The 26554-nt window shown below is 60.2% G+C and carries 18 protein-coding genes and 2 tRNA genes; 10 read left to right on the top strand and 10 right to left on the bottom strand.

The window, feature by feature from the left end; genetic code table 11:
* Positions 1-2088 (top strand): tetratricopeptide repeat protein (locus J3E64_RS12915; RefSeq protein ID WP_253343426.1); only part of this gene is annotated, 2088 nt, incomplete at its 5' end.
* Positions 2089-2472: 384 nt separating this feature from the next.
* On the opposite strand, the gene J3E64_RS12910 is transcribed toward J3E64_RS12915, so the two are convergent.
* Positions 2473-3342 (bottom strand): hypothetical protein, encoded by an 870-nt coding sequence (locus J3E64_RS12910; protein WP_253343425.1) that lies wholly within the window; start codon positions 3340-3342, stop codon positions 2473-2475.
* A gap of 451 nt (positions 3343-3793) precedes the next feature.
* On the opposite strand from J3E64_RS12910, the gene J3E64_RS20700 reads away from it, so the two are divergent.
* The 4 genes from J3E64_RS20700 (at position 3794) to J3E64_RS20850 (ending at position 7953) form a co-directional block, all read left to right on the top strand.
* The gene (locus J3E64_RS20700; protein WP_301287263.1) at positions 3794-3919 is read left to right on the top strand and encodes a hypothetical protein; all 126 of its coding nucleotides are present in this window, start codon (positions 3794-3796) and stop codon (positions 3917-3919) included.
* 83 nt (positions 3920-4002) lie between these two features.
* A complete protein-coding gene (locus J3E64_RS12905) occupies positions 4003-5625 on the top strand; it encodes a type IV secretory system conjugative DNA transfer family protein (protein WP_253343424.1) in 1623 nt (540 codons plus the stop codon).
* A gap of 13 nt (positions 5626-5638) precedes the next feature.
* Positions 5639-5920 carry a hypothetical protein gene (locus tag J3E64_RS12900; protein WP_253343423.1) on the top strand — a complete coding sequence of 94 codons (282 nt, stop codon included), beginning with the start codon at positions 5639-5641 and terminating at the stop codon, positions 5918-5920.
* A gap of 419 nt (positions 5921-6339) precedes the next feature.
* Entirely contained in the window at positions 6340-7953 is a 1614-nt protein-coding gene (locus J3E64_RS20850) for a recombinase family protein (protein ID WP_367398630.1), read from the top strand.
* Here J3E64_RS20850 and J3E64_RS12885 read toward each other — a convergent pair.
* A tRNA-Arg gene (locus J3E64_RS12885) sits at positions 7904-7980 on the bottom strand. The two genes, J3E64_RS20850 and J3E64_RS12885, sit on opposite strands and share 50 nt — an antisense overlap.
* Positions 7981-8041: 61 nt before the next feature.
* Positions 8042-8118: transfer RNA gene (locus J3E64_RS12880), tRNA-Arg, on the bottom strand.
* 142 nt (positions 8119-8260) lie between these two features.
* Here J3E64_RS12880 and J3E64_RS12875 point away from each other — a divergent pair.
* Complete coding sequence (locus tag J3E64_RS12875) at positions 8261-8752, top strand: hypothetical protein (RefSeq protein WP_253343419.1); 492 nt, start codon at positions 8261-8263, stop codon at positions 8750-8752.
* 43 nt (positions 8753-8795) lie between these two features.
* Here J3E64_RS12875 and ppdK read toward each other — a convergent pair whose 3' ends face one another.
* The 3 genes from ppdK to J3E64_RS12860 all read right to left on the bottom strand — a co-directional run bounded on the left by ppdK (position 8796) and on the right by J3E64_RS12860 (position 14652).
* Entirely contained in the window at positions 8796-11495 is a 2700-nt protein-coding gene (ppdK, locus tag J3E64_RS12870) for a pyruvate, phosphate dikinase (RefSeq protein WP_253343418.1), read from the bottom strand.
* 143 nt (positions 11496-11638) lie between these two features.
* Positions 11639-13780 carry a glycine--tRNA ligase subunit beta gene (gene glyS, locus J3E64_RS12865; protein ID WP_253343417.1) on the bottom strand — a complete coding sequence of 714 codons (2142 nt, stop codon included), beginning with the start codon at positions 13778-13780 and terminating at the stop codon, positions 11639-11641.
* A complete protein-coding gene (locus tag J3E64_RS12860) occupies positions 13780-14652 on the bottom strand; it encodes a glycine--tRNA ligase subunit alpha (protein WP_253343416.1) in 873 nt (290 codons plus the stop codon). Before J3E64_RS12860 ends, glyS begins: the two co-directional genes overlap by 1 nt.
* Positions 14653-14801: 149 nt before the next feature.
* On the opposite strand from J3E64_RS12860, the gene J3E64_RS12855 reads away from it, so the two are divergent.
* The 4 genes from J3E64_RS12855 (at position 14802) to pth (ending at position 17963) form a co-directional block, all read left to right on the top strand.
* The gene (locus J3E64_RS12855; protein ID WP_253343415.1) at positions 14802-15674 is read left to right on the top strand and encodes a TraB/GumN family protein; all 873 of its coding nucleotides are present in this window, start codon (positions 14802-14804) and stop codon (positions 15672-15674) included.
* A 4-nt stretch (positions 15675-15678) separates the two neighbouring features.
* Positions 15679-16566, top strand: coding sequence for a TraB/GumN family protein (locus J3E64_RS12850; RefSeq protein ID WP_253343414.1), 888 nt, complete (start codon positions 15679-15681; stop codon positions 16564-16566).
* 119 nt (positions 16567-16685) lie between these two features.
* Positions 16686-17315, top strand: coding sequence for a 50S ribosomal protein L25/general stress protein Ctc (locus J3E64_RS12845; protein ID WP_253343413.1), 630 nt, complete (start codon positions 16686-16688; stop codon positions 17313-17315).
* 81 nt (positions 17316-17396) lie between these two features.
* Positions 17397-17963, top strand: a complete 567-nt coding sequence (gene pth, locus J3E64_RS12840) for an aminoacyl-tRNA hydrolase (protein ID WP_253343412.1) — start codon at positions 17397-17399, stop codon at positions 17961-17963.
* A 71-nt stretch (positions 17964-18034) separates the two neighbouring features.
* Here pth and J3E64_RS20695 read toward each other — a convergent pair whose 3' ends face one another.
* The 4 genes from J3E64_RS20695 to J3E64_RS12815 form a co-directional block, all read right to left on the bottom strand.
* Positions 18035-21364, bottom strand: a complete 3330-nt coding sequence (locus tag J3E64_RS20695) for a M10 family metallopeptidase (protein WP_301287262.1) — start codon at positions 21362-21364, stop codon at positions 18035-18037.
* 732 nt (positions 21365-22096) lie between these two features.
* Positions 22097-23398, bottom strand: a complete 1302-nt coding sequence (locus tag J3E64_RS12825) for an HlyD family type I secretion periplasmic adaptor subunit (protein ID WP_253343411.1) — start codon at positions 23396-23398, stop codon at positions 22097-22099.
* Positions 23395-25125, bottom strand: a complete 1731-nt coding sequence (locus J3E64_RS12820) for an ATP-binding cassette domain-containing protein (protein ID WP_253343410.1) — start codon at positions 25123-25125, stop codon at positions 23395-23397. Before J3E64_RS12820 ends, J3E64_RS12825 begins: the two co-directional genes overlap by 4 nt.
* On the bottom strand, positions 25118-26395 hold the full coding sequence (locus J3E64_RS12815) for a TolC family protein (RefSeq protein ID WP_253343409.1): 1278 nt from the start codon (positions 26393-26395) through the stop codon (positions 25118-25120). Before J3E64_RS12815 ends, J3E64_RS12820 begins: the two co-directional genes overlap by 8 nt.
* Positions 26396-26554: the final 159 nt, after the last annotated feature.

Raw genomic sequence — 26554 nt, 5'->3', positions numbered from 1 at the left:
GAAACCCGGCTGTCCTGCCATTCCTGCCTCCGCCACAGCGTCGGCCAAGTGAATCAAATCTACCCCTCAAAGGCCAGCGTTTTTCGAGGTGTCCAGCTTCGGGATATTGTTCGCCAGCTGGAAGAGCAGGACGGCAGGCAGATTGATGAAAGTGACGAAATCATTGAGGCTACATTCAAACGCATTGATAATGCTGGACGGCCTCTCTTCGCTTTTTTTCTGGCCGAAGCGCTCTTGGATCGAACCTTTAAGCGTGATTGGGATAAGTCAGACATTCTTGACTATGTGCTGAAGAAAAACCGCGAGCGCCGCTGGTCGCAATATTTCGATGGGGAACCGCCGGACCTAGGCGATGACCATCCCAGCATAAGGCTCGCTTGCCTCGCGACCATGACGGACGGTCTGGACGGCAAGCTGCTTGAGCCGGAGAACTTCCCAAGATCATCCTTACCCGTTGCAAAGATATTGCGACAGGCAATGGCGTTAACTGAAGCCCCTATTGAGAACAATGGCCGCAAAAGTAATCGTCATATTCCTCCTCTCCAACCCGACATCTTGGGTGAATGGTTTGTTATTTCCGCGCTGGCAAGCAAACATATGAGACAGTGCGTCGTTGATGCCGCTTGGTGCGCCGCACCAGACAAGATGGCGGAGTTTTTGGTTAAACTGACTGCGGATTTTTGTTCCCATGATATGGTTAGAGAAATTCTGAATCAGATGCCGCCTAGCGAAACAGACGGCGATTTGCGATATGCGGTCATTTCCGCGAAAGTGGCAGTCAATTTGATCCATGAGCATGAGCCGATCCCGGCGCTGACGCTCGAGGCACTCCGCCGCGCGGCCAACACACAAAGCGCTTCCGCGATGTGTGTTCTTGGCTACTGCTATGTTACTGGAAAAGGCGCGCCACAGGACAATGCCGAGGCGGCCCGCTGGTTTCGCAAGGCAGCCGATGCAGGAGATCCGGCGGCAATGATCAACCTCGGGGTCATGTATGAGAAAGGTCAAGGCGTAGCGCAGGACGATGCAGAGGCGGCTCGCTGGCTTCGCAAGGCAGCCGATGCCGGACATGCGGTGGCGATGTTCAATCTCGGGGTCATGTATGAGAAAGGCCAAGGCGTGGCGCAGGACGATGCCGAGGCAGCCCGCTGGTTTCGCAAGGTAGCCCATGCAGGACATGCGGTGGCAATGTTCAATCTCGGGATCATGTATGAGAAAGGCCAAGGCGTGGCGCAGGACGATGCCGAGGCAGCCCGCTGGTTTCGCAAGGCAGCCGATGCTGGACATGCGGCGGCGATGTTCAAACTCGGGGTCATGTATGAGAAAGGCCAAGGCGTGGCGCAGGACGATGCAGAGGCAGCCCGCTGGTTTCGCAAGGCAGCCGATGCTGGAGATGAGGCGGCGATGTTCAACCTCGGGGTCATGTATGACAAAGGCCAAGGCGCGGCGCAGGACGATGCAGAGGCAGCCCGCTGGTTTCGCAAGGCAGCCGATGCTGGACATGCGGCGGCGATGATCAACCTCGGGGTCATGTATGACAAAGGCCAAGGCGTGGCGCAGGACGGTGTCGAGGCATCCCGCTGGTTTCGCAAGGCAGCCGATGCCGGACATGCGGCGGCGATGTTCAACCTCGGGGTCATGTATGAGAAAGGTCAAGGCGTGGCGCAGGACGATGCCGAGGCAGCCCGCTGGTTTCGCAAGGCAGCCGATGCCGGACATGCGGCGGCGATGTGCAATCTCGGGATCACATATGACGAAGGCCGAGGGGTGGCGCAGGACGGTGCCGAGGCGGCTCGCTGGTTTCTCAAGGCAGCCGATGCCGGAGATGATGCGGCGATGTTCATTCTCGGGATCATATATGAGAAAGGCCAAGGCGTGGCGCAGAACGATGCCGAGGCGGCTCGCTGGTTTCGCAAGGCAGCCGATACCGGAGATGCGGTGGCGATGTTCAATCTTGGCCTGTTCTACAACGAAGGCAAAGAGGTGGGCCAGGATACCGAAAAAGCGCTTTTCTGGATAAAAAGGGCTGCGGAACTGGGGCTCATTGAAGCTATCAATTTCCTCAAAAACCTGAAAGGTGATGAATAAGGCCGAGCGGACGTTAGGCTCGGTCGGTGAGGCATTGAGGATCAGGTAAAAGTCTGAATTGTAGGATCGGTAGGATTACGCGCGCTCGCGCAAGCTGTCGATGGGTACTACCCATCGTGCTTGGCAAAGGGGGTTATGCCACCCCCGTCTGCACTCCCCCGGCCCGTGACGCGGACCCGCTCCCATATTCCAAGCGGCGCATACGCCTTTTGGACAGGGGCATGTCAGCGTCATGGGGAGACTTCGGTTCTCCCCACAGGATTGCGCCGAGCGCGATCCCTCCCCATCGACACAGGAGCCTTCGTGCTGCCCATGACCCATGACCAAGGAGCATTCAGCGCCCCTTTGGAAACCCTCGACCAACCGTTCACCGATTGGATGCGGTTACCCCTCATCATCGGGAGCCGTTCTGATGGTGAGAGCAATCATCGTAACTCGACTGCAACCACTACAGCGGACCCGAGTACCCGGTACAATTTCGCGCTTCCACACGCCCATAATGTGATCGCAATCGGCATAAGGACATGGAATGTCCTCAAGCTCTTCTTCCCACAGAACCTTGCCATCGCTGGTCGCTGTAAGCTGATAGGATGCTGGACAGTTGAAGCAATTTACGGTCAGAGCCTCTGCGGTTCCCGCAGAGGACGGGCCTTTAAGTATTCCGGTCCTGCGTTTGATCGGCTGTCCGCACCCCCCGCAGGTTAGCGTGGATGTTTGATTAATAGTGAAGTTCCATGCACTTGCCGAAAGCACATCGTCCAGTCTAGCGATGAGGCTTTCGCAACGCTTTCGGAGACTGGCTACCTTTTGGACCTTACCTTTCCACAACTGGTGGATCGTCAGAGTGTGCAAGAAAAAGCCCAAGGCATCATAATTTTCTTTGATTTCGCCAAGGGTGAGTCTCTTGTCTTGGCCTAGGCTATGCCAAACTTTCGGTTCATCGCCGTCCTCGCGGGCGAAGCGAATTTCCCCGGTCCTGTCGGCCATAGGATCAATCTCAATCAGCATCGCCAGTAAACGACCGGGCTGCCACGTAGAGAAATCTTGTTCCGGCATGTCATCGACATACAGCTTTGCTGTTTCGTAGATCAGAGCTTCAATGCATTTGCGGATTTCCAAAGCGGCGTAAAACAGATTGCGATCATCGCCTGCCGCGATGCACTTCTTCGCATCCTCAAGATGTCCTCGCCCAAGAGAACGAAAATTCTTGCCTTTCACGAAGGCTTTAAGGTTAAGCGGCTGACTTTTTGACATAGTTGGTAGAATCCTTAGTTTTTGTATCGGTGAAGCCCTTATTTGCGGCGCTCAGGCACTATCTCCGCGATACCCGTCTTCCGCAGGGATATGATCAAATGGTGGTAGGTCTACCACAGGGAATCTCACCCTTATCTCCCCGCTGTTTCCGTCAAAGACCATAATTTCTTTAGCATCGACATGCGCCGTCCGCGTGTCATTTTGCCGGAGACACCCCATGACCGTTATTCATTGCCACGATCCTCGCCACTGCCCCTATTGCGGGCGGCGCACCGATTATTTCGATTATGTAGTCGGTGCCTTAGCGATCCCTTTCCTGCTGGCGCTTTTGAACAGTTGTTCCTGATCTGCTGAGCAGCCCGCCCTTATCTCCCCGCGACTCATCGAAAAAACCGACAAACCGCACTCAGGCTGAACAGGGCCGGAACCCCAAAACCCAAGGAGCAACATCATGTCCAAATACGAACTGACGAAAGCCAAGCTGGAGTTCGAAAAGAAGAAGGACACCCTCAGCGGCTGGCTGATTGCTGGCGGCTTAGCTTTCCTCCTCGCCATCGGTTCATGCGGCGGCGGATGAGGCGCTAACGGCACCACCACCTAGGGCCGGACGGTTTGACCGTCCGGCCCTTTTTCTTTGCCTTCATCACAGGATTTTCTCTCATGTACGACAATAGCAGCAACCCCTATGGCTCATCCGAATGGGCTGGACCCTTCGAGTTACGCAGCGCCGGAGCGTTCAAACCCGGCGGTCTGTTCTTTGGTTACTGTGGCAGCGTTCCCATGTTCCTGCCCGGTGACAATCACGGGCTCCTGATTGGCGGAGCCGGGTCAGGCAAGGGCCGTAGCCTGATCATGGAAATGCACCAACGAGCGCGGCGAGGCCATCGTTGGACACTCGACCCTAAGGCCGAGATCGTGGCAACCGTGATGGTGAGCGCCCTGTTCCGGGGCGCTAAGCTCTACTGTTTCAATCCCTGCGGTCTGCACGGTGCGCTGGGCGTTCCCCAGCACAAAATTAATCCGCTGGCCGACCTCGATCCGCATTCGCTGCGCTTCGATGCTGATTGCAAATTCATGGCCGAGGCGCTGATCGCCAAGAGCGGCAATGCTGGCAGCATATATTTCGAACTCCGCGCCCGCGAAGTCGTCACCGCCGTTTTGAAAGCGCTGATCGAACGGCACGGCAAGGGCAATGTCTTCCTGCCCGATCTCTATGACGCGCTGACCGCCATCATGTCCGGGCCGGAATATTGGGAATCCTTACACGACATGATGACCGTTTCGCGCTTTCGCGATGTGGTCCGAGTGGCGCGGGAAATGGACAACAAGCAATTCGATGCGCCCAAGGAATTCAGCGGCATCATGGGTACGGTGCAGGAGCATATGGACTTCCTCACCGATCCCATGCTTCGGGAAGCACTGAGCGGCTGCGATTTCACCTTCAGCCAGTTCACCGAATCCACCCAGCCTATCGAGTTTTTCGCCTGCTGCCCGATTGAATATGTTGGCATCTGGGCAGGGCTTTTACGCTTGCTGTTTGTTGCCACCATGCTCTGCAAAGCGCGAGCGCCGGAAGCCGAGCCGCTCACCATCATCGTGGATGAGGCCGGACAACTGGGCCATTTCGAGGCGCTCATCCGGGCCATGTCCTATATGCGCGGGTTTAAGGCGCAAGTAGTCCCCGTTTTTCAGGACTTTGGCCAGATCATCCGCCACTATGGCCCTACGGGTCCGCAGGCTTTCGTTGGCAACGCGGGCTGGACTGGCCTGATCGGCATTCGCGACCAAACCACCGCGCAAATGGTCAGCGCCATGCTGGGCAATGAAACCTTGAAGATCAATAACGACCTCCAGCAGGAAGCGGCACGGCGCAGCCAGCAGGAAGCGATCCGCCGTTTCATCGACGGTGACGACCCCGTGTCAGCCGCTTTCGACTTCGCGCATTTCGGCAGGGCGAGCGAGAACCAGCAGAAAATGCAGCGGGCGCTCATGACCAATGACGAAGTGTTGGGCCTGCCATCCGATGAGATTATCAGCCTGCTACCGGGGTGCGGTATCCCGCGCGTTCGGCACAAGCGATATAATTATGACTCCTTGCCGGACCTCAACGGGAAGTGGCTTCCTAACCCCCATCACCCACCGCTGGACCGGGTGAAACTTCCGGGCCGCCTGTTCGGCAAATGGGCCGATGTCGTGACCGAGGCGGTGCCAGCGCACCTAGCCCAATATCCCCAATTTCAAGGCGGCTTCGTGCGATATGTGCGCGGCTACCGCCCTTGGTAAAGGAGACATCCCCATGTCTGAATTCGACCGGATCGCCGCTGCGCATCCGCCCTTTCCCACACGCGCCGAACTGGATCAGCGCATCGCACAGCGAGCCGCCCCGGCTGCGGAACTCAATCTCACGCCGGACGGCGCAGAAACGCCCAACGTGAACTCCCAAGCCGCCCTTTCCAATGAGCGCCATATCGCACGACTGGAAAGGCGACTCGCTCATGAACAGCGCAAGATCGAGGCGCATCATGGGCTTGCCAGAATGCGGGGGGTCGCCCGCGTTGATTTCGGGCGCGGTGATTGAATGTGGTGGACATACGCAGGAATGAAACTGGACTTTTTGTTCTATTTATGTTCCTATTAGCCAAACACGCCGAAAGTGCGTGATCTGACTGCGTAAACATGAAGCCCCGCCCTGATCGGCGGGGCTTTTTATTTTCCTGACCCTGCGGCCTCAAGCCGCGATGCTTTCCAATAATCCATTGCCAAGCCCGCCGAACGGCGGAGCAGAAAGACTTGTGCCATGCCGCTGCAATATGACGACCTTGCCGAATATCTCGGAGATGTGCCGGAAGATCAGCGTTATGGTCAATTCCAGATTTTCGCGGACCTCTACCATGCAATGGTGCGGACCTTGTTTGTGGGCGGGCCAGCAAGCAACAATCTGGGGATAAGGTTACAGGGAAATTCCCTTGCCCTTGCTGGTCCGGTAGAATCACAGAAATGCCGCCACCCGTTCAACGCCGCCGCTGGCGCGAAACCAGCGAGAAAGAGCAAACCATGAGCCACTCTGACCACTTCGCGGTTATCTATTGCCGCGTCTCCAGCAAGAAGCAGACCGAGGACGGCAACGGCCTCGACTCGCAGGAAACCACCTGTCGCGAATATGCCGAGCGGAAAGGCTATCGCGTCCTTCGCGTCTTTTCCGACGATCTGTCCGGCAAGACGGAGCAACGCGACGGCCTCAAGGAAATGGTCGCCTTCCTCAAAAAGCGCCGCTCCGGCACCAAGGTCATCATTGACGACCTCAACCGCCTCGCACGAAGCGTCCGCACCCACTTCGCGATCCGCGATGCCATCGGCAAGGCCGGGGGCAAGCTGGAATCCCCCAAGCGCATATTCGCCGACGATCCGGAAGAGGACATTCTCGAAGTGATCGAGGCCGCCTTTGCAGGCGAACATCGCCGCAAGAACGCCGAGCAAACCTTGACCCGTATGCGGGCGCGGTGCCTCAACGGCTATTGGTGTCTCGCACTGCCTTTGGGCTACAAATACTACAAGGTGAAAGGCCAAGGGGCGCTCATCCAGCGCGACGAACCCAAGGCCACGATCATTCAAAACGCCTTGGAGAGCTTCGCCTGTGGCCAATTGCAGACGCAAGCCGAGGTTGCCCGCTTCCTGCAAAGTCATCCCGACTTTCCGCGTACCCGGCATGGCCGTGTAACGGACGATCAGGCCCATAACATCCTCACCAATCCTCTCTATGCTGGCTATGTGCATGTACCGCGCTGGGATGTATCCTTGCGCCCCGGCCATCACCCGGCACTGATCGACTATGAAACATTCCGAAAGATTGAGAGGCGGCTGGCCAGCAAAGACAAGATTCCGGAACGGTCAAACCGGGATACCGACTTTGCCCTGCGCGGAGCGGTCGTCTGTGGACACTGCGGCACGCGCCTGACCAGTTGCTGGGCCAAGGGAAGCCACGCCCGCTATCCCTACTATCATTGCCGGGAGAAGGGCTGTGTCGCCTACGGTCGCTCCATTCCCCGCGACCGGATCGAAGGCGAGTTTGAAGCCCTGCTCAAGACGCTTCAGCCATCGCGTGACCTGTTCGCCATGACCCACAAAGCGTTCCGCATTTTGTGGCAGGAGCAGATCGACAACGCCTGTGAGCGCAAGCGCCATCTCAAAGGCGAGGTGAAACGCATCGAACAGGAAATAGACCAGCTCGTGAGTCGCGTCGTGGGTGCATCGAGCGAGACACTCATCCAAGCGTACGAGCGACGTATACAGGAGCTGGAGCAGAGCAAGGCCGAACATACCGATATGCTGGCCAATTGCGGTCGTCCGGCGATGGACTTTGACACCGCATTTAGAACGGCGATGGCCTTCTTCTCAAACCCTTATAAACTCTGGGTTTCTGGCCTTGCTGACCACAAAAAGCTCGTGCTGAAACTCGCCTTCTCGCGTCCGCTCGAATATGTCCGGGAAAGTGGGTTTAGAACGCCACTAACCTCTTCGCCTTTCACGATTTTATCTGGTTTTTCTGGTGAAGGGAGAGGAATGGCGCACCCGGAACGATTCGAACGTCCGACCCTCAGATTCGTAGTCTGATGCTCTATCCAGCTGAGCTACGGGTGCATTGCGGGCCGTGTAGAGAGCCTGTGCCGTAAAGGCAAGCCCTGCGCCCGTCCTGGAAAAATGGCGCACCCGGAACGATTCGAACGTCCGACCCTCAGATTCGTAGTCTGATGCTCTATCCAGCTGAGCTACGGGTGCGTGGAGACGCGCAGATAGAAGCGGCCGGACGATTGGGCAAGTCCCTTTTTCCATTTTCTTCGTTCATCGGCTGCCCTGTAAGAAACGCCCTGGCAACCTTTGTCCCCATCCGCCGTTGCAACAGGATGAAAGGAAGTCGGACATGAGCTTCACGTTGAACGAGATAGCCTTGCTGGTGATCGCACTGGTCATCGGCGGCCTGCTGGGCGCGATGATGAGCGGACGTGGCAAATATCGCAGGCTCTGGCGGGAAGAGCAGATCGCGCATCGCACCGCGATCAAGGATCGCGACGCGCGGATCGAGGCGTCCAACGCGCGTATCGCCGAGTTGGAGCGCCAGTCGGGTCCTATCGGCGCGGGCACCGCGACGGCTGTTGCCGGCGGCGTTCGTGGCCGCGACGATCTGAGCCGCGTCAAGGGCATAGATCAGTCTCAGGAGGTTGCCCTGAACGAGGCCGGCTATCATCGCTTTGGCCAGATCGCGGCCTTGACGGCTGAGCAGGAAGCGACGCTGGAAGCGCGTCTCGGCCTGAAACCCGGAACGATCGCGCATGAAGACTGGCGTGGGCAGGCCCATGACCTGGAACGCGGCCAAAAGCGTGGCCTTTTCGGTCGGGTCAGCACGCCCGTGTGACACCATATGATGGGACAAGGGCGGGTATCCCCGCCCTTGTCGTCTATTTCCGTGCGAGCGCGGCCTGCGCCGCGGCCAGGCGGGCGATCGGCACGCGATATGGTGACGCCGACACATAATCCAGCCCCGTCGCCTCACAGAAAGCGATCGACGCCGGATCGCCGCCATGTTCGCCGCAGATGCCCAGCTTGATCCCCGGCCGAGTATCGCGGCCGCGCTCGGCGGCCAACTCGATCAACTGGCCGACACCTTCCACGTCAATACTGACGAAGGGATCGCGGGCAAAAATTCCCTTGTCGACATATTGGGTCAGGAACCGGCCCGCATCGTCCCGACTTATCCCGATCGTGGTCTGCGTCAGGTCGTTGGTGCCGAAAGAGAAAAATTCCCCGACTTCGGCGATCTCTCCGGCCTTGAGCGCCGCGCGTGGCAATTCAATCATCGTGCCGACCAGATATTCGACCGAGGCACCCTGCTCGGCAAAGACCTCCTTGGCCACCTGATCGACAATTGCCTTCATCAGTTCCAGTTCCCGTTTCGTCGCGACGAGCGGGATCATGACCTCAGGTATCGGCGCTTCACCGCTGCGCTGCTTCACGATCAAGGCCGCTTCGAAGATGGCGCGGGCCTGCATCTCGTATATTTCGGGATAGGTGACGCCAAGGCGGCAACCGCGATGGCCGAGCATCGGGTTGAACTCATGCAGTTCGGCGGCACGTCGCTTGAGCGCATCCACGCCAACGCCTGCGGCCTTCGCTACTTCCTCGAACTCCGCTTCGCCATGCGGCAGAAATTCGTGGAGCGGCGGGTCCAGCAGGCGGATGGTGACGGGCAGGCCCGCCATGACCATGAAGATCTGCGCGAAGTCGTCACGTTGCTCGGGCAGCAGCTTTTCGAGCGCGACGCGGCGCCCCTTTTCCGTGTCGGCGAGGATCATCTCGCGAACGGCGGTGATGCGGGCGGCGTCGAAGAACATATGCTCTGTGCGGCACAGACCCACGCCTTCCGCGCCGAACTCGCGGGCGACCTGACAGTCCTGCGGGGTTTCGGCATTGGCGCGCACCTTCAGACGGCGCACCTTGTCGGCCCATATCATCAGCGTGCCGAAATCGCCGGCCAGTTCGGGCTGAACGGTCGGCACCTCGCCCGCCATCACCTCGCCGGTCGATCCGTCAATGGTAAGAACGTCGCCTTCCTTGAAATCACGCCCGCCCACGCGCAACAGCTTGGCGGCATTATCGATCGAAAGGCCGCCGGCACCCGAAACGCAGGGACGACCCATGCCGCGCGCCACGACCGCGGCGTGGCTGGTCATGCCACCCCGTGCCGTCAGAATGCCCTTAGCCGCGTGCATCCCGTGAATGTCCTCCGGGCTGGTTTCGACGCGGACGAGGATGACCGAGTCACCCAGTTCGTTGCGCCGCTCGGCAGTATCGGCATCGAACACGATCGTCCCCGACGCCGCGCCGGGCGATGCGGGCAGCCCCTTGGTCAGCACGTCGCGCTGGGCTTTGGGATCCAGCGTCGGATGCAGCAACTGGTCGAGCGCGGCGGGATCGACGCGGGCGACAGCTTCTTCCTGGGAGATCAGGCCTTCGCTTGCCATCTCGACCGCGATCTTGAGTGCGGCCTTGGCGGTGCGCTTGCCCGAACGGGTCTGGAGCATCCAGAGCTTGCCCTGTTGCACCGTGAACTCGATGTCCTGCATGTCGCGATAATGTTTTTCGAGGATTTCGAACACCCGTGCCAGTTCGGCATAGGTTTCGGGCATTGCCTCTTCCATCGACAGCGGCTTGGCCCCTGCCCGCTCGCGCGCCTGCTTCGTCAGATATTGCGGAGTGCGGATGCCCGCCACCACGTCCTCGCCCTGAGCGTTGATCAGATATTCGCCATAATAGGCATTTTCGCCAGTGGCGGGATCACGGGTGAACGCAACGCCTGTCGCGGATGTGTCGCCCATATTGCCGAACACCATCGCCTGCACATTGACAGCGGTTCCCCAGTCGCCAGGGATCGAATTCAGGCGGCGATAGACCTTGGCGCGATCGGCCTGCCAGGATCCGAACACCGCACTGATCGCACCCCACAGCTGATCATTCACATCCTGCGGAAATGGCTTGTTCCAAAGCTTTGAAACCAGTTCCTTATATTCTGCAACAAGCGCCTTCCAGTCGTCGGCGGTCATTTCCGTGTCGAGCGTATAGCCCTGATCTTCCTTGGCGATCTCCAGTGCTTCCTCGAACGCGCCATGATCCAGTTCCAGCACCACGTCCGAATACATCTGGATGAAACGGCGATAGCTGTCCCAGGCGAAACGCTCGTCACCCGACGCGGCGGCCAGGCCCAGCACGGTTTCATCGTTCAGCCCGAGGTTCAGCACCGTATCCATCATGCCGGGCATGGAGATACGCGCGCCCGACCGCACCGACACCAGCAGCGGATCGCCCTTGTCGCCGAACATCTTGCCTGTCACCGCCTCGATATGGGCAATGCCGTTGGCGACTTCGGCCTTCAGGCTTTCGGGAAAGATGCCGCCATCCTGATAATAGCGCGTGCACATTTCGGTAGTGATAGTGAAACCCGGAGGCACCGGCAGGCCGATCGATGCCATGCCGTCCAGATTGGCGCCTTTTCCGCCCAGCAGATTCTTGTCGCCCTTGCCGCCATCGTCGACGCCGCCGCCGAAGCGATAGACATAGCGGGTCGAAATGCTGCTCATCTGGGCCTCTTCCGTCATAACCATGTGATCCGGCTCTCCTGCACTGATTGCCGTTTATTGTGCGGTGCAGCACTCTCTAGCGAAATCGGCCAGAAATTGCACCAGTGTTTATGTCGAATTTGTGGCGGACGGAACATGTTCCTGTCCGAAAATGTCCCGCCTTGTTGTTACCCCGAAATTTTCGAAAAGTCGGCTACGCCATGGACGGCGGTACGCACGCGTTCGAGCAGGGCAAGGCGTCCGGCGCGCTTCGCAGGATCGGAGTCGTTGACCGTCACCTCTTCGAAAAAGGCGTCGATCGGCGCGCGCAGGCTGGCCAGCGCCGCCATCGCGTCCTCGAAACGTTCGTCGATCACGGCTTCGGCGGCCTGCGGCTCGGCCGCATCCAGCGCCGCGAGCAAGGCCGCTTCGGCGGGTTCGGGATCATAGCCCCCTGCGTCGCCCCGGCCTTGAACGCCGTCCGTCAAGCTGGACCCCGGCTCAAGGCCGGGGTGACGGGTCTGGGCAAGTTCCGGCGCTTCCTTCTTCAGGATATTGGCCGCGCGCTTGTAACCGGCGAGCAGGTTCACGCCATCGTCGGTCGCCACAAAGGACTGGAGCGCATGGACGCGAGCGAGCAGGCGGACGAGATCTCTCTCTCCTCCGACATCATCATCGCCCCCCATATATACGACGGCGTCTATGAAATCATATCTGACGCCGGCGTCGCGCTGCTGCACTTTCAAGCGATCAATCAGGAAATCATTGAAATCGTCGGCTGCAACAACGGCCGCCATATCCACACTAACGCTCGGACGAGCAACGGAGGCGTTGAATAGCTGGTAGGTCGAACTCCGCAGGCCGTTTGCAAGTACAATAGCAATAACCCCAAGCGCGGCCCGTCTCAGAGCAAACGGGTCTTTAGAGCCCGTAGGCTTTCCTCCGATGAGGAAGAAGCCGGAAATCGTATCCAGCTTATCCGCCAAACTCACCGCCACCGTCACCGGCGCAGTGGGCACGTCGTCGCCTTGCCCGATCGGCTTGTAATGGTCGCGAATAGCGTCCGCGACCTGCGGGTCCAGACCTTCCTCGCGGGCGTAATATCCACCCATAAGGCCCTGAAGTTCCGGGAATTCGCCAACCATTTCGGTGACGAGATCGGCCTTGGCCAGCCGCGCGGCCTGCTCCGTCAGGTCGGGGTCCGCGCCCTGGACGACGCCTTCCTCGACCAACCAGCGGGCCAACTTCGCGACGCGCTCCACCTTATCGGCGACGGTACCCAGTTTCTCGTGGAAGGTGATGCGCGACAGTTTCTTCGCTTGATCTTCCAGCTTCGTTTTCTTGTCCTGCTCCCAGAAGAAACGGGCGTCGGACAGCCGCGCGGCCAGGACCTTGCGGTTGCCCGCGATGATCGCCGCGCCGCCATCCTTCGCGTCGATATTGGCGGTGCAGATGAAGGCGGGTGCCAGTTTGCCCTCGGCATCGCACAACACAAAATATTTCTGATTTATCCGAAGTGTTAGCTGAATGACTTCAGGTGGAACCTCAAGAAAAGCCGGATCGAAGTCGCCCAGCAGCGGGACCGGCCATTCGGTCAGACCGGCATTTTCCGCGACCAGCCCCTTGTCTTCGATAACGCTGTAGCCAAGGGCGGCCGCCGCCTCCGCGGCCTTCGACGCGATGATCGCCTGCCGTTCCTGATGGCTGACGATGACATGGCATGCGCGCAACTTGTCCGCATAGTCATGCGCGCCGCCGATGGTGATCTCGCCGGGATGGTGGAAGCGATGGCCCAGCGTGGCGTAGCCCGACCTGATGCCCTCGATCTCGATATCGACCAGCGTATCACCCAGGATCGCGACAATCCCCTTGAGCGGCCGGACCCAGCGCAGGCTTTCCGTCGTCTGGCTGGCCGCGCCCCATCGCATCGACTTGGGCCACGGGAAGGCACGGACGATAGCGGGAACGGCCTCCGTCAACACCCCGGCGGTCGCACGGCCGGGCTTGTTCACCACGGCGAACCAGACGCCGTCGCGATCCTCCAGCTGGTCCTCCGACAGCCCTGTCTTGCGCAGGAAGCCTTCCAGCGCCTGCGCCGGGGCGGACGTACGCGGCCCCTTGAACTCCTCGCTGACGGCAGCGGTCTCCAGCGGCAGGTCCCGCGCGATCAACGCCAGCCTGCGCGGCGTGACGAAGCTGTCGATCGCGGCAGGTTTCAACCCGGCTTTCGCCAGCTCGTCGGCGAACAGGCGCGCCAGATCTTCTGACGCCTTCAATTGCATGCGCGCGGGAATTTCCTCGCAGCGCAGCTCGAGCAGGAAATCGGTCATCAGTCAGCCCACCCGTTATGCGTCATCCACGCTTCGCAACTGCCCCGGGCCATGTCGCGCACCTGACCCATATAGCTGGCACGTTCCTGCACCGATATGACGCCACGCGCCTGCAGCAGGTTGAAGGTATGGCTCGCCTTGATCGCCTGCTCGAACGCGGCAAGCGGCACGTCATCGGCGATGCACTGCTGCCATTCGCTCTGACAATCCTTGAACCAGCGCAGCAGCTTTTTCGTGTTGGCGACCTCGAAATTCCATTTCGACATCTGCCGCTCATTTTCCAGGAACACGTCGCCATAGGTAACGCCGGCATCGTTGAACTTCAGGTCATAAACGCTGTCGACGCCCTGTATATACATGGCCAGCCGCTCCAGCCCGTAGGTCAGTTCGCCCGCCACCGGCTTGCAGTCGAAGCCACCCATCTGCTGGAAGTAGGTGAACTGAGTGACTTCCATGCCGTCACACCACACTTCCCAGCCCAGACCCCAAGCGCCCAGGGTCGGGCTTTCCCAGTCATCCTCGACAAAGCGGATGTCGTGAACCAGCGGATCAATGCCGATTTCGACCAGGGAATTCAGGTAAAGTTCCTGAAGGTTCGCAGGCGACGGCTTCATGATCACCTGATACTGGTAATAATGCTGAAGCCGGTTGGGGTTTTCGCCATAGCGGCCGTCGGTCGGTCGACGGCTGGGCTGCACATAGGCGGCGTTCCAAGCGTCCGGGCCGAGGCTGCGCAAGGTTGTTGCCGGGTGAAAAGTGCCCGCCCCCACTTCCATGTCATAGGGTTGAAGAATGACGCAGCCCTGCTTCCCCCAATAGGCATGGAGGGTCAGGATCAGGTCCTGGAAGGAAAGCATTTTGCCTTCGGCCACGGATGGTCCCTTTTTTCCGCGCTATATGCGCCATTTCGTGGCTCGCGCCTTGGCGCATGGGGCCGGGACGGTCAAGGAAAAGGCGCTGGCGAAACAGGGTTAAGCGGCTTGCCCCGCCGCCGCCTCTTGCCCATGGAAGACGCATGACGATGCTTCGATCCCTGAGCGGCTGGATCGCCGCGGCCTTCCTGATGACGGCGAGCGGCCCGGCGGTCGCAGCGCCGGCGCTCTGGCGCGTGCAGGACGCCGACACGACCATCTATCTGTTCGGTACGGTCCATGTGCTCAAGCCCGAGACCGACTGGTTCGAAGGCGGCGTAAAGCGCGCGTTCGACCGGTCCGACACGCTGGTGCTGGAGATTGTGGAGCCGGAAGACAAAGCCGCCATCGCTGGATCGATGGCGAGGATGGCGCTGGCGCAGGATGGGGTAAAGCTGTCCGACCGTCTGACGCCGGATGCGCGCGCCGCCTATCAGGCGGCGATGGATGCCAACGGCATTTCCTGGCAGGCGCTGGAAGGCTTCAATCCATGGATGCCCGGCATGATGCTGTCCGTCGCGCCGCTGGAAAAGATGGGATTTCGTAACGATCTGGGCGTGGAAAAGGCATTACGGGCCGAAGCGGCGAGGAATGGAAAAGCGGTCGAGGCGCTGGAGACGGTGGAACAGCAGATCGGCTTTTTTGCCGGACTGCCGATGGCGCAGCAGGTGGAATTTCTGGACGCCACAGTCGCTGGGCTGCCCGACATGGAAAAGGAATTTGGCGCACTGATCCGCTACTGGATGGCCGGTCAACCCGACAGGCTGGGCAAGACGATGAACGAGTCGCTGGAAGCCACCCCCCAACTCTCGGAAGTGCTGCTGACCGGGCGCAACCGCAATTGGGCGCAATGGATCAAGGCCCGGCTGGAAAAGCCCGGCACGGTCTTCATGGCGGTGGGCGCGGGACATCTGGCAGGCAAGGAAAGCGTCCAGACGCAACTCAGGATGCTTGGCATCCGGACTAAGCGCGTGAAGGAGTGAAGGCATGACGCGGCATATCACGCATCTTCTGGCGCTGTTCGCGCTCATGCTTGTGGCGGCGTGCGGGAAGGAGCCTGCACCGGCGCCCGCTACCCAGAGCGGCCCTGCCCTGTGGCAGATCAAGCGCGGCGATCTTAACGGCTGGCTGTTCGGCACCATCCATGTGCTGCCCAAGGGCGTTGCGTGGGAGACGCCGGCCATCTCCGATGCCATGGCCAAGGCAGACAGGTTGATATTGGAGGCTGCCGATCTCCAGGACGAACAGAAGACACTTGGCCTGTTCGAGAAAATGGGTCGCAGTCCGGGTTTGCCCCCGCTGGAGCGTCGCGTGCCGGAGGAGGAAAGGGCCGCGCTCATCAAGACGGTGCGCGATGGCGGAACGTCCAGCCAGCTTCTGTCAGGGTATGAAAGCTGGGCTGCTGCCATGCTGCTGTCGGCGGCGAGCCAGCAGGCGCTGCACGTCAGCCAGGACGATGGCGTGGAGCCGGCACTGATCGCCGTGTTTCGCAAGGCGGAAAAGCCCATCGGCGGGCTGGAAACGGTCGAGCGGCAGTTCGCCGCATTCGACACCCTGCCCGACGCGGCCCAGACCAAGCTGCTGGTGCAGACGGTGCACGAGGCGAAGGATATGAAGGCGCTTTACGACCGCATTCTGGGCGCCTGGGTAAAAGGCGACATGGAAGCGATCGCGAAGGAAGACGAAAATGGCGAACAGCCCGATCCAATCGTCGAGGAAGCGGTGCTCGTCGCGCGCAACCGGGACTGGGTGAAAACGATCGAACCGATGAAGGGGCGCCCCTTCATCGCTGTGGGCGCCGGCCACCTGACGGGACGCGAAAACCTGATCGACCTGCTCAAGGCGAAAGGCTTCAGCATCACCCGCGTCCAGTGAGGCGCGCCGCCCCAGGCCCTTGCCTTTCACGCGGTTTCTGCTAAAGGCCCGGCTTCCCGCGATGGTCATCCCTGGAGGCGTGGCGGGGAATGTGACAATCAAGCTTTTGGAGACACGCAATGAGCGAGCAGCTTACGCTGTCGGCCGAGGCACGCGATCGGGCAGGCAAGGGAGCCTCCCGCGCTCTCCGCCGTGAGGGCCGCGTACCCGCCGTCATCTATGGTAACAATGAAGAACCCCAGTCGATCCATGTCGAGGAAAAGCTCCTCAACAAGTTGCTCGGCACCGGCCACTTCTTCAATTCGGTCGTCATGGTCGAGGTAAACGGCAAGGCCGTGCGCACCCTGCCCAAGGATGTGGCTTTCCATCCCGTGACCGACCGTCCGCTGCACGCCGACTTCCTGCGCGTTTCGGAACATGCCTCCGTCCACGTCAACGTGCCGGTGCGTTTCGAGAATGAGGAGGCGTCGCCGGGCCTCAAGAAGGGCGGCGTCCTCAACATCGTCCGCCATGAAATCGAACTGATCGTCGATGCGGCGCACATTCCCGAAGATGTGGTCGTCGACCTTAAGGGATTTGAAGTAGGCGATTCGATCCACATCAGTTCGGTCACGCTGCCCAAGGGCGCGAAGACCGCGATCGACGATCGCGACTTCACCATCGCTACCATCGTCGCACCCTCGTCGCTCAAGAGCGCCGAAGGCGACACGGCGAAGGATGACGAAGGGACCGAGTCCGAAGCCGAATAAGGTCTTTGCTGGCCTGATGGCTGGAAATGAAAGTCCCGCCCGCCTGACCGGCGGGCGGGATTTTTCGTTGGAGCACATGACATGCAAATCTGGGCAGGCCTGGGCAATCCGGGTACGCAATATGCGATGCATCGGCACAATGTCGGCTTCATGGCGGTCGATCTGATCGCCGACATGCATCGCTTCGCGCCGCCCCGGAAACAGTTTCAGGGCTGGGTTCAGGAAGGCAGGATCGGCAACGAAAAGATCCTGCTGCTGAAACCCGCGACGTTTATGAACGAAAGCGGCCGCGCGATCGGCGAGGCGATGCGTTTCTACAAGTTGACGCCGGACAATGTCACAGTTTTCCATGACGAACTGGATCTGGTGCCGATGAAGGTGAAGGTGAAGCGCGGGGGTGGGAACGCCGGCCATAACGGGCTCCGGTCGACCGACGCGCATATCGGCAATGATTTTCGCCGCGTCCGTATCGGCATCGGCCATCCCGGGCAAAAGGACAAGGTGCACGGCTATGTGCTGGGCAATTATGCCAAGAGCGAGATGGGCGCGCTCGCCGACATGCTCGGCGCGATCGGCGCGGAAGCGGAATGGCTGGCCAGGAGCGACGATGCCCGCTTCATGAACGAGGTCGCGCTACGCCAGGCATAAAAAGAGCGCCCGGCCATAACCGGGCGCTCTCTCATCCGAATCCGGAGGACCAACCGCCCCCCGAAGACCGGTCAGACGATGATGAACTCGGCGTTCGTCATGGCCAAGCCCGAGCTCATATGCGCGACCAGCACGGCAGCCGCCGCGCCAGTGCCGTCCGAATCATAGAACAAGTCGCCCGTGGCGCTGTTATAGATGATCCGGTCGCTCGCATCCGCCGCCGCCGCGCCGATCACGAAGGCGCTCGCCGCCAACGTTCCGGTCGGCAAGCCGCCGACAGCTCCGGATGCGATATTGATCGTGTCGTCGGCAACGACATAGTCCGTGATCGTATCAATATTGGTCGGACCAAAGCCGTTCAGGAGAGCAAAAATATCGCTTCCCGGACCACCCGTCAGCACGTCGCTGCCCGAGCCGCCGTTCAGATAGTCGTTATGACCACCCCCATTCAGGATGTCGTCACCGCCGCCACCGTTGAGCGTATCGTTACCGGCACCGGACGTCAGCGAGTTTGCCAGCGAATTCCCCGACAAGGTATCGTCATATGCCGAGCCCAGGATATTCTCGATATAGCCCAGCGTATCGACACCGGCGCCGACAGTATTCTGCGCCGCGCCAATGGCCAGGTTGACGGTAACACCGGATGTCGCAGTGCGATAATCCGCCGTGTCGATACCGTCGCCGCCATTCAGCGTGTCGTCGCCGACGCCGCCTTCCAGGATGTCATCGCCCGCAAAACCGCGGAGGATGTCGTTTCCGTTATTGCCGACCAACTTGTTGTTGCCGCTATTGCCCTCGAGAATATTATCGAGGCCGTTGCCAGTCAGGCTGGAACCGAGCGTTCCGGTCAACGTCGCGTTTTCGACATTGGTGCCGATCAGCGAATAGGTCAGCGAAGCATAAACAATGTCCGTTCCGGAATTGGACGCTTCGATAACGACGTCGTTGGCATTATCGACATAATAAATGTCATTGCCCAGTCCGCCGGCCATGGTGTCGACACCTTCGCCACCATCGATGACGTCATTGCCATCTTCACCATAGAGCACGTCATTGCCACCCAGGCCGGAAATAGTATCCGTACCAGTACCGCCATAGATGACGTTGTTCTCGCCGGAACCGATCAGAGTGTCATTACCACCCGAACCGATGACATTTTCAACGCTCGAAAGGGAAATGCCGTAGCCGGGAAAATTGGAATCTTCGAACTGACCGTCGGTCAAATTCACATAGCCGTTCAAGCCGGCATAGACGAGCGACATATCAAAAGTGTCGGTTCCGGCACCGCCAACGAATATTTCGCCGATTCCGCCGTTCCAACCATAATCGATCCGCAGCGTATCGTCGCCTTCTTCGCCGTAGAACAGGTCCTGCCCGCTACCGCCATCGAAAATATCGTTGCCGGCGCCACCAAGCAGCAGATCGTCACCGCTACCACCGCTGATATTGTCGTTCCCGGTGCCGCCATAGACATTATCATCGCCGTTGCCGCCGCCGATGACGTCGTTGCCGTCGCCGCCATACAGCGTATCTGCACCATTGCCGCCATTGATCGTGTCGGTCCCGCTATCACCGTCGATCAGGTCATCGCCGTCGTTGCCGTTCAGCAGGTTGCTCGCAGCATTGCCGGTGATTGTGTCGTCCAGCTGCGTGCCATAGACATTCTCGACGCCGGTGATCGTCCAGGGGCCGCCATAGAGCGGATTATATTGCCAGCTCCCGCCGGCCAGATTGACGGTTGCGCTGTAGGTAGTGGTGATCTGGCTGAGGTCGAGCGTGTCGAAACCGGACCCGCCATTAATATCGTCGCCATATTCGGTCCCGGAACCACTCTGGCGGATGATGAACGTGTCGTTGCCGGCCTCGCCATAAACGGTGTCCGTCGTCCAGCTACCGTAGATGACATCATTGCCGTTGCCGCCATAGATGACGTCGGTACCGTAGCTGCCGTCGATCACGTCGTCGCCGTCGCCACCGTAGAGCGTATCGTTGCCGTCGCCGCCCATCAGATAGTCGTTGCCGGCTTCACCATACAACGTGTCATCGCCCGAACTACCGTCGATGCTGTCATTGCCGCCGTTGCCATGGATAACGTTGGCAGCGGAGTTACCCGTGATACTGTCGTTGCCCGAGCCGCCATTGGCATTTTCGATCAGGGAAGCGGTATTGCCCTGATAGAGCAGCGCATTGAAGATGTTGCCGCGGGCGTACACGGAACTGCCGTTGTTGCCGAGATAGGCAAGCTGCGCCTGGCTGAACACCGAATAGCCGCCGGGGTTGAGATCCAGCGTCAGGTTGGTGGTGTAATTGGACAGGTCGTAAGTGTCGACGCCGCCACCGTCCCAGATCGTGGCGAAGATGCGGTTGCCGCCCGGATCGATTGCGATCGCGCCATTGATATAGGTTTCACCGGTGGTCGGATTCCACGAATAGGTCGTGTTACCCGAATTGACGGTGAAATCCGCGCCATACATGGCCTGCAACGCCGCGATGTCGAGCATCATGTAGGTTTGCGGCGCGCCCCATTGCTCGTAGGAATAGCCGCTCAGCGGCGCCCCCACATAGCTGCGATAGGTCATCACCGTAAATTCGATCGAGTCATACGCCGCCGGCAGGGGACCGTAGGCGCCACCCGTATGGCCGTGCGCCAGACCCAGGGAATGCCCCAGTTCGTGGAACATCGTGTGCCAGGCATAATTGCCCGCGACCGGCGTCTTGAGCGAATAGATGGTGGCATCATAGGCGTTACCGAAGAAGGTATCGCCGCCATAGATGTTGTTGTTGGGGTAATAGGCATAGGCCGTGCCCGGATCGCTCGAATTCGCGCCGCGAATGGTCGCAATCGCCGATCCTGCTCCGTCATAGGCGAGCGACAGGCCCGTGAACGATTCGACACCAAATGCCGTCGCTGCCGCCGTCTGGGTATATGCCGAGCTGTTCAGCGCGGTATGAAACGTCACCATCTGCATGGCGGTGAACTGCGAGAAGCCCTCATTCTGGGCGCTGATGCCGTCGCCGTCCGAATCCGAAAAATACCCCGCCTGATAATCCGCGGGAGAATCGGCGTCGCTGTAGTAGACGGTCTGCGCGGGATCCCACTTCACCCCGCTCAAGATGCCATCGATCAGCTGGTTGCCGGTCGCCGCCTGCGCCAGAGTGGTATTGCCGTTGCCGTTGAACTGGGGATCATCCAGTCCACCGGGAGACGTTTCCGGCACGCCCGGATTGGGCATGACGTCCTGCGGATACAGCAGCAATATCTCGCTGCGCACCTGTTCATTGCCAAGCATCGACCAAAGGTCGGCGGCGTTGCTGATGGAAAAGCCGGATGACGCCGACGCGCCTTCCTCATCCTGGCCAAATGTGGCCGAAACTGGCCCGGCCCCTGCTACCTTGAGCATACATCCTCCTGCAGAAAGAGTTGGATGACACGTTCATTGTGCCGTTTGCGACCCGGACGAGGGGCTTATACGCACTTTTCGCAGGCGCTGCCAAGCACTACAAAATATCTTTTTTCAAGTAGTTACAAGTATCGCGAAGCTATGTCTCTGAAATGATGGACTTATATCCTGCGTATAATATATGAAATTGACTGTAATATTTTCCTGCGCATCTTCAACGACTTAAAAACGGAAACCGGGCATGGCTGCCTTATTTTTCCGATAACCATTGAAACGAAAATAGTCGCCTTCGCCAGTCACGCCGCCGGCGACTTCCGACGCAGCCGCGCGATCTGCCGCTTTGCTTCCTCCGCCAGCGGATGATCAGGATAACGGGCGACAAACAACGCGTAGGATTCGATGCTGTCCCGCCTTTTCGCCTCGGCGAACTGATCCCGTATGGCCTGTTCTGCGTTCCCGGGAGGCGGCATCGGGCCACCGGTCCCGGGAGGTGCGTCAAGATGCGCCGGAGGGACTGGCGCGACCGCCACGGGTGGTGTGGGTGGCGCCACGCCGCCGGCAGCCGGCGAAATGGCCGTAGAAGAACAGCCGGTCGATGCGCCGCCGATCATTAATCCCAGGCTGACAAAACGAAAGCGAACGCGACGGACCATGCCATATCCTCCTCGCGGAACATGCATGATGATAGCATGGACGACGACGCCTCTCAACGACGTCCGCCGTCCCTGCCCGTCATTCGCGGAAGGCGCGCTCGCCCAGTCGGGTGATCGGCGTGAGGAAATAGGCCAGCACGGTGCGTTTGTCGCCGAGCAGGTTGACGTCGGCGCCCATTCCGGGACCGATCGGCAGCTTGTTTCCCTCGCGGTCCGTGATCGAATTGGTCTTGGTCTGCACCCGAACCAGATAATGACTTTCGCCGGTCCGCTCGTTCAGCACGGCGTCTGGGGAGATGGCGACCACATTGCCCTCCATCGACCCGTATATGGCGCTTTCGTAGGCCGATATGTTGATTTTTGCCTTTTGCCCGAGCTTGACCGAGGCAATGTCCTTCGCCGGAACCGCGGCTTCGATCAACAGGCTGTCGTTGACGGCTACCATTTCCAGCAACGGATCGCCTGGCCGGACGCTGCCACCCACGGTCGTCACGAACACACGATTGACACGCCCATCCAGCGGCGCGCGGACGACCGTTCGCTTGAGCTTGTACTCATATGCCGGCATCGCGGCCTGACGCACAGACATGTCGGCCCGAGCGGCACTCAGTTCATCCGCCGCGCGGGCGATCCAGTCGCGTTTCTGCTGGCTCGCGCTGGCCTGTGCCTCGGCCAGCACGGAATGTGCACGCGACAGGGCGGCGGCGGCGCCGTCGGCCTCGCTGCTGGACACGGCGTAGGCATTCTCGGCCTGCAACAGCGACCGACGCGGCTCTATCCCCTCCTGCACCAGCGGGCGCACCATGTTGAGATCGGCACGCGCGGTATCGCGCGCGGAAATGCGGGCCTGGTGCGTGGCTGCCGCCTCGCTGATGGCGCGCTGGGCCTGAGCTACCCGGGCCGACGCCACATTGCCCAGGCTCGCGAGCTCGGCCATGCGCGAACGGTACAGACCGCGCTCGACCTCGATCTGGCTGGCCATCTGTGCGTTGCGCGGCGCAGGAAATGTCGGGCTACGCCCGGAAATTTCAGCTTCCAGACGAATGATCTTGAATTCAAGCGTGTCGCTGCTGGCGCGGTTGCCCTCCAGTTCGGCGCCCGGCTGGATCGGACTGAGCTGCACAAGCGGCGTGCCCTGCTTCACATCCTGTCCGGTGCGCACAAGAATGGATTGGATCACACCGCCCTCCAGGTTTGATATTACCTGGAGTTGAGAGCTTGGGATCACCCTGCCCGTAGCGCGTACGGTGCGGTCTATTTCCGTCAGCGCGGCCCAGGCTAGCCCGACCAGAATGAAGGCAAGCACGAGCCAAAGGATGATGTTCGCCGAGATCTTCGGCTTGATGTAGGTCACAGGCTGCGGCAACGCGTCGTCGGTCATGCGCCTTTCCCCCGGGTGAGGCGTTGCAATATGGTATCGCGGGGACCATCGGCGACGATGCGGCCCTGATCCATCACGACAACGCGGTCGACCATCGTCAACAGCGACGTGCGGTGCGTAATAAGCAGCAGGGTGCGGTTTGCGACTTCCGGTTGCAGGCGGCCGATCAGGTCCGCTTCGGTCTGGGCATCCATTGAACTGCTCGGTTCGTCGAAGATCAGGATCGGCGGCCGGCCGGCGACGGCGCGGGCGATCGAGATGGACTGGCGCTGCCCGCCGGACAGGCCCTCGCCCCGGTCCGCAAGGCGCAGGTCATAACCGTTCGCCAGCTGCCCCATGAAACGATGCGTACCGCTGATATCCGCGGCGCGGATCATTTCCTCATGGTCGATGCCTTCGCGATCCAGACAGATATTCTGCCGGACTGTGCCCTGCATCAATATATTGTCCTGCATCACCGCGCCGATCAGACGACGCAGATCATAGGGATCATATTGGCGCACATCGATACCGTCGATCATGACGACGCCTTCCTCGGGCTCGTAAAGCCCGAGAATGAGGCGTGCCAGCGTAGACTTGCCGGATCCCACCCGGCCCAGAAAGCCGATCCGCTCGCCCGCCGCGACCTGAAGGTTCACACCGTTGACTGCGCGCTCGGGCGCGCCCGGGTAGCGGAAGGCAACGTTGCGCAACTCTATCCGCCCTTCCAGCTTGGCAGGCCGTATCGCCTCCCCCTTCGGACCTTCCGTCGGGGTTTCCATCAGCGTGCGAATCTGCCTGTAGGCGACGCGCGTGGCCGAAAGGCGAGACAATAGCTGGGCAATCTGCGCCAGCGGCGCGAGCGCGCGACCGCAAAGGATGGAGCAGGCCAGCAGCGTCCCTGTGGTGATGCTGTGCTCGCGCAGCAATCCCACGCCGATAATGATGATGCCGCAATAGGCGATTGTGGAGGCGCTGTTGGCGACGGTCATCGGGATCGCCGACGCCAGCCGCTGGCCGAGCGAACTTTCCGAATGATTGACCAGCGCCGTCTGCCAGCGACGGCTGAGCATCGGTCCGGCGCCGATCGCCTTCACCGTTTCCAGGCTACCGATGGTTTCCACCAGCACCGATTGCTTGATCAGACCATCGCCCAGACTGCGCGCCGACAGGCGGTCGAGACGGGGCGTGGCCATCAGGCCGGCGCCGATGACGACCGGGATCATGGCCAGCGGCATCAGGACGAGGACCCCGCCCAGCAACGCGATGACGATCAGGGTCACGATGATGAAGGGAACGTCGATGAAGGTGGTCAGCGTGACCGATGCGAAGAAGTCGCGCAGCGTTTCCAGTTCGCGCATCAATCCGGTCAGGCTGCCGGTAGACCCCCGCCTCTGGTCCAGCCGCAACGCCAGCAACTGTGCGAACAGCGTTTCGCCCACATCGTGATCGATATTCGCGCCGGCTACATCGACGAAATAGGTTCGCAAAAGCCGAAGCGCAAAATCGAAAATCAGCACGAAAGCGAGACCGATGCTCAACCCGATCAACGACGCGCTCGAATCGTCGTTCGGCACGATCCGGTCATATACAGTCATCGTGAAAAGCGAGGACACCAGCGCAAACAGGTTGATCAGCGTCGCTGCCACAGCGACCTTCCCGTATATGCTGCGGTTGCGCAGCATCGGTTCGACAAGCCACGGCGCGAAGCGTTGCCTGACCGTAGCCAGCAGAGGTTCGTCACTCATCGTTTTGGATTCCGTATTCTGGATCGACCCGGATCGATAGATCGCTCAAAAGCTTCCCGGTCTTTGCAAGCAGGATGAACCGCGACAGATCCCGTTCGGCCAGTGTCTGAACATAGGTCGCAATCGATATGAAATAATTGTCTTCCGCATTCAGCAGATCGAACAGCGTGCCGCCGGCGGTGTCGAAGCGCGCGGCATATACATCCCGCGTATTCCGTCCGGCGATATAGGCGCTTTTTGCTGCCGCCAGCTGATCCTCAAGACCATGGACCTCGGACCATGCCATTTCCGCGTCGCGCAGGGTTTCCTGGCGGACCCGCGCTGCATAGGCTTCGGCGGCGTCGGCCCGGGCCGTTGCCTGATCTGCCCGGGCGTTGATACCCGCACCCAGTTGCGCGCGCAGGATGACCCGCCCGCGAACTTCATAATCTCCGCTATTTTCGAAGACGCCGTATCGACCGGCATCCACGCCGGCCGCTATCGTGGGCAAGCGTTCCGACCGGGCCGCCCGCGAATCCTGCCTTGCCGCGCGGGCTTCAGCCTCGGCTTTGAGAACAGGCGGCGATTGCAGGATCAGGGCCTCAAGATCCTCGCGAGTCGACGCGATTACAGGCGGCAGAGGAACGCGATGGATGTCTGCCGGCGCGTCGTGGCCTGCCAGGGCACGATACTGCGCTTCCGCGCTCGCCAGGTTGCGCCGGATATTCGCCAACCGCGTACTGACCGATGCGATCGAACTGTCGATGCGCGCAAGGTCCCCACGCGCGGAAAATCCTTGGGTGATCCGCCGTTCGACGGCGTCTCGCAATTCCCCCTGACGTCCGACATACTCCAACGTGGCCTGTTGCAGCAGCCGCTGCGCCATGATCGAATACCATCCTGTGGCCAGCCGGGTTGCGACGTCGATACCATAGCCGGCGGTCGCCGATCGGGCGGCCTGTACGCGCGCATTTCCCGCGTTGATCCGGCTGGATGTCGCCCCGAAATCGAGCAACCGCTGCCGCACTGACGCAGTGGCGTCGGTCCGTCCCGCCGGACGCGACCGTTCGATGATGTTGCCTGGATCGTTGGAAAAATTGCGCGCGAACGCACGATTGGCATCGATGTTGATGTCGAGCGTCGGGAAGAGCGCCGATCGGGCCTGGACTCGCGCCGCTTCCGCCTCGCGTTCGCCGGCGTGCGCTTCGTCCAGCAGCGCGTTGGTCCGCACGGCCGATTCCACTTCGGTCCGGAACGGTTCGATCGATCCAACCTCGCTCGCCAAAGTCAACAGCGGGTCGTCTGTTACGGGACTGGAGAAAGGCGAGGGATCAGGCGGAAGAAGAAGCCCTCCTTCAGGTTGCGCCGCGAATGAACCCGTTGCCGCGGACAATAGTAGCGCCGCAACCAGTGCAATGCATGCAGGTCGGCTAGTGATCGTCGACCTGCC

This window comes from Sphingobium sp. OAS761 (genome assembly GCF_024168485.1).
Classification (GTDB): domain Bacteria; phylum Pseudomonadota; class Alphaproteobacteria; order Sphingomonadales; family Sphingomonadaceae; genus Sphingobium.
The sequence above is the reverse complement of the archived record's forward strand: the minus strand, read 5'-3'. Positions and strand labels throughout refer to the sequence as shown.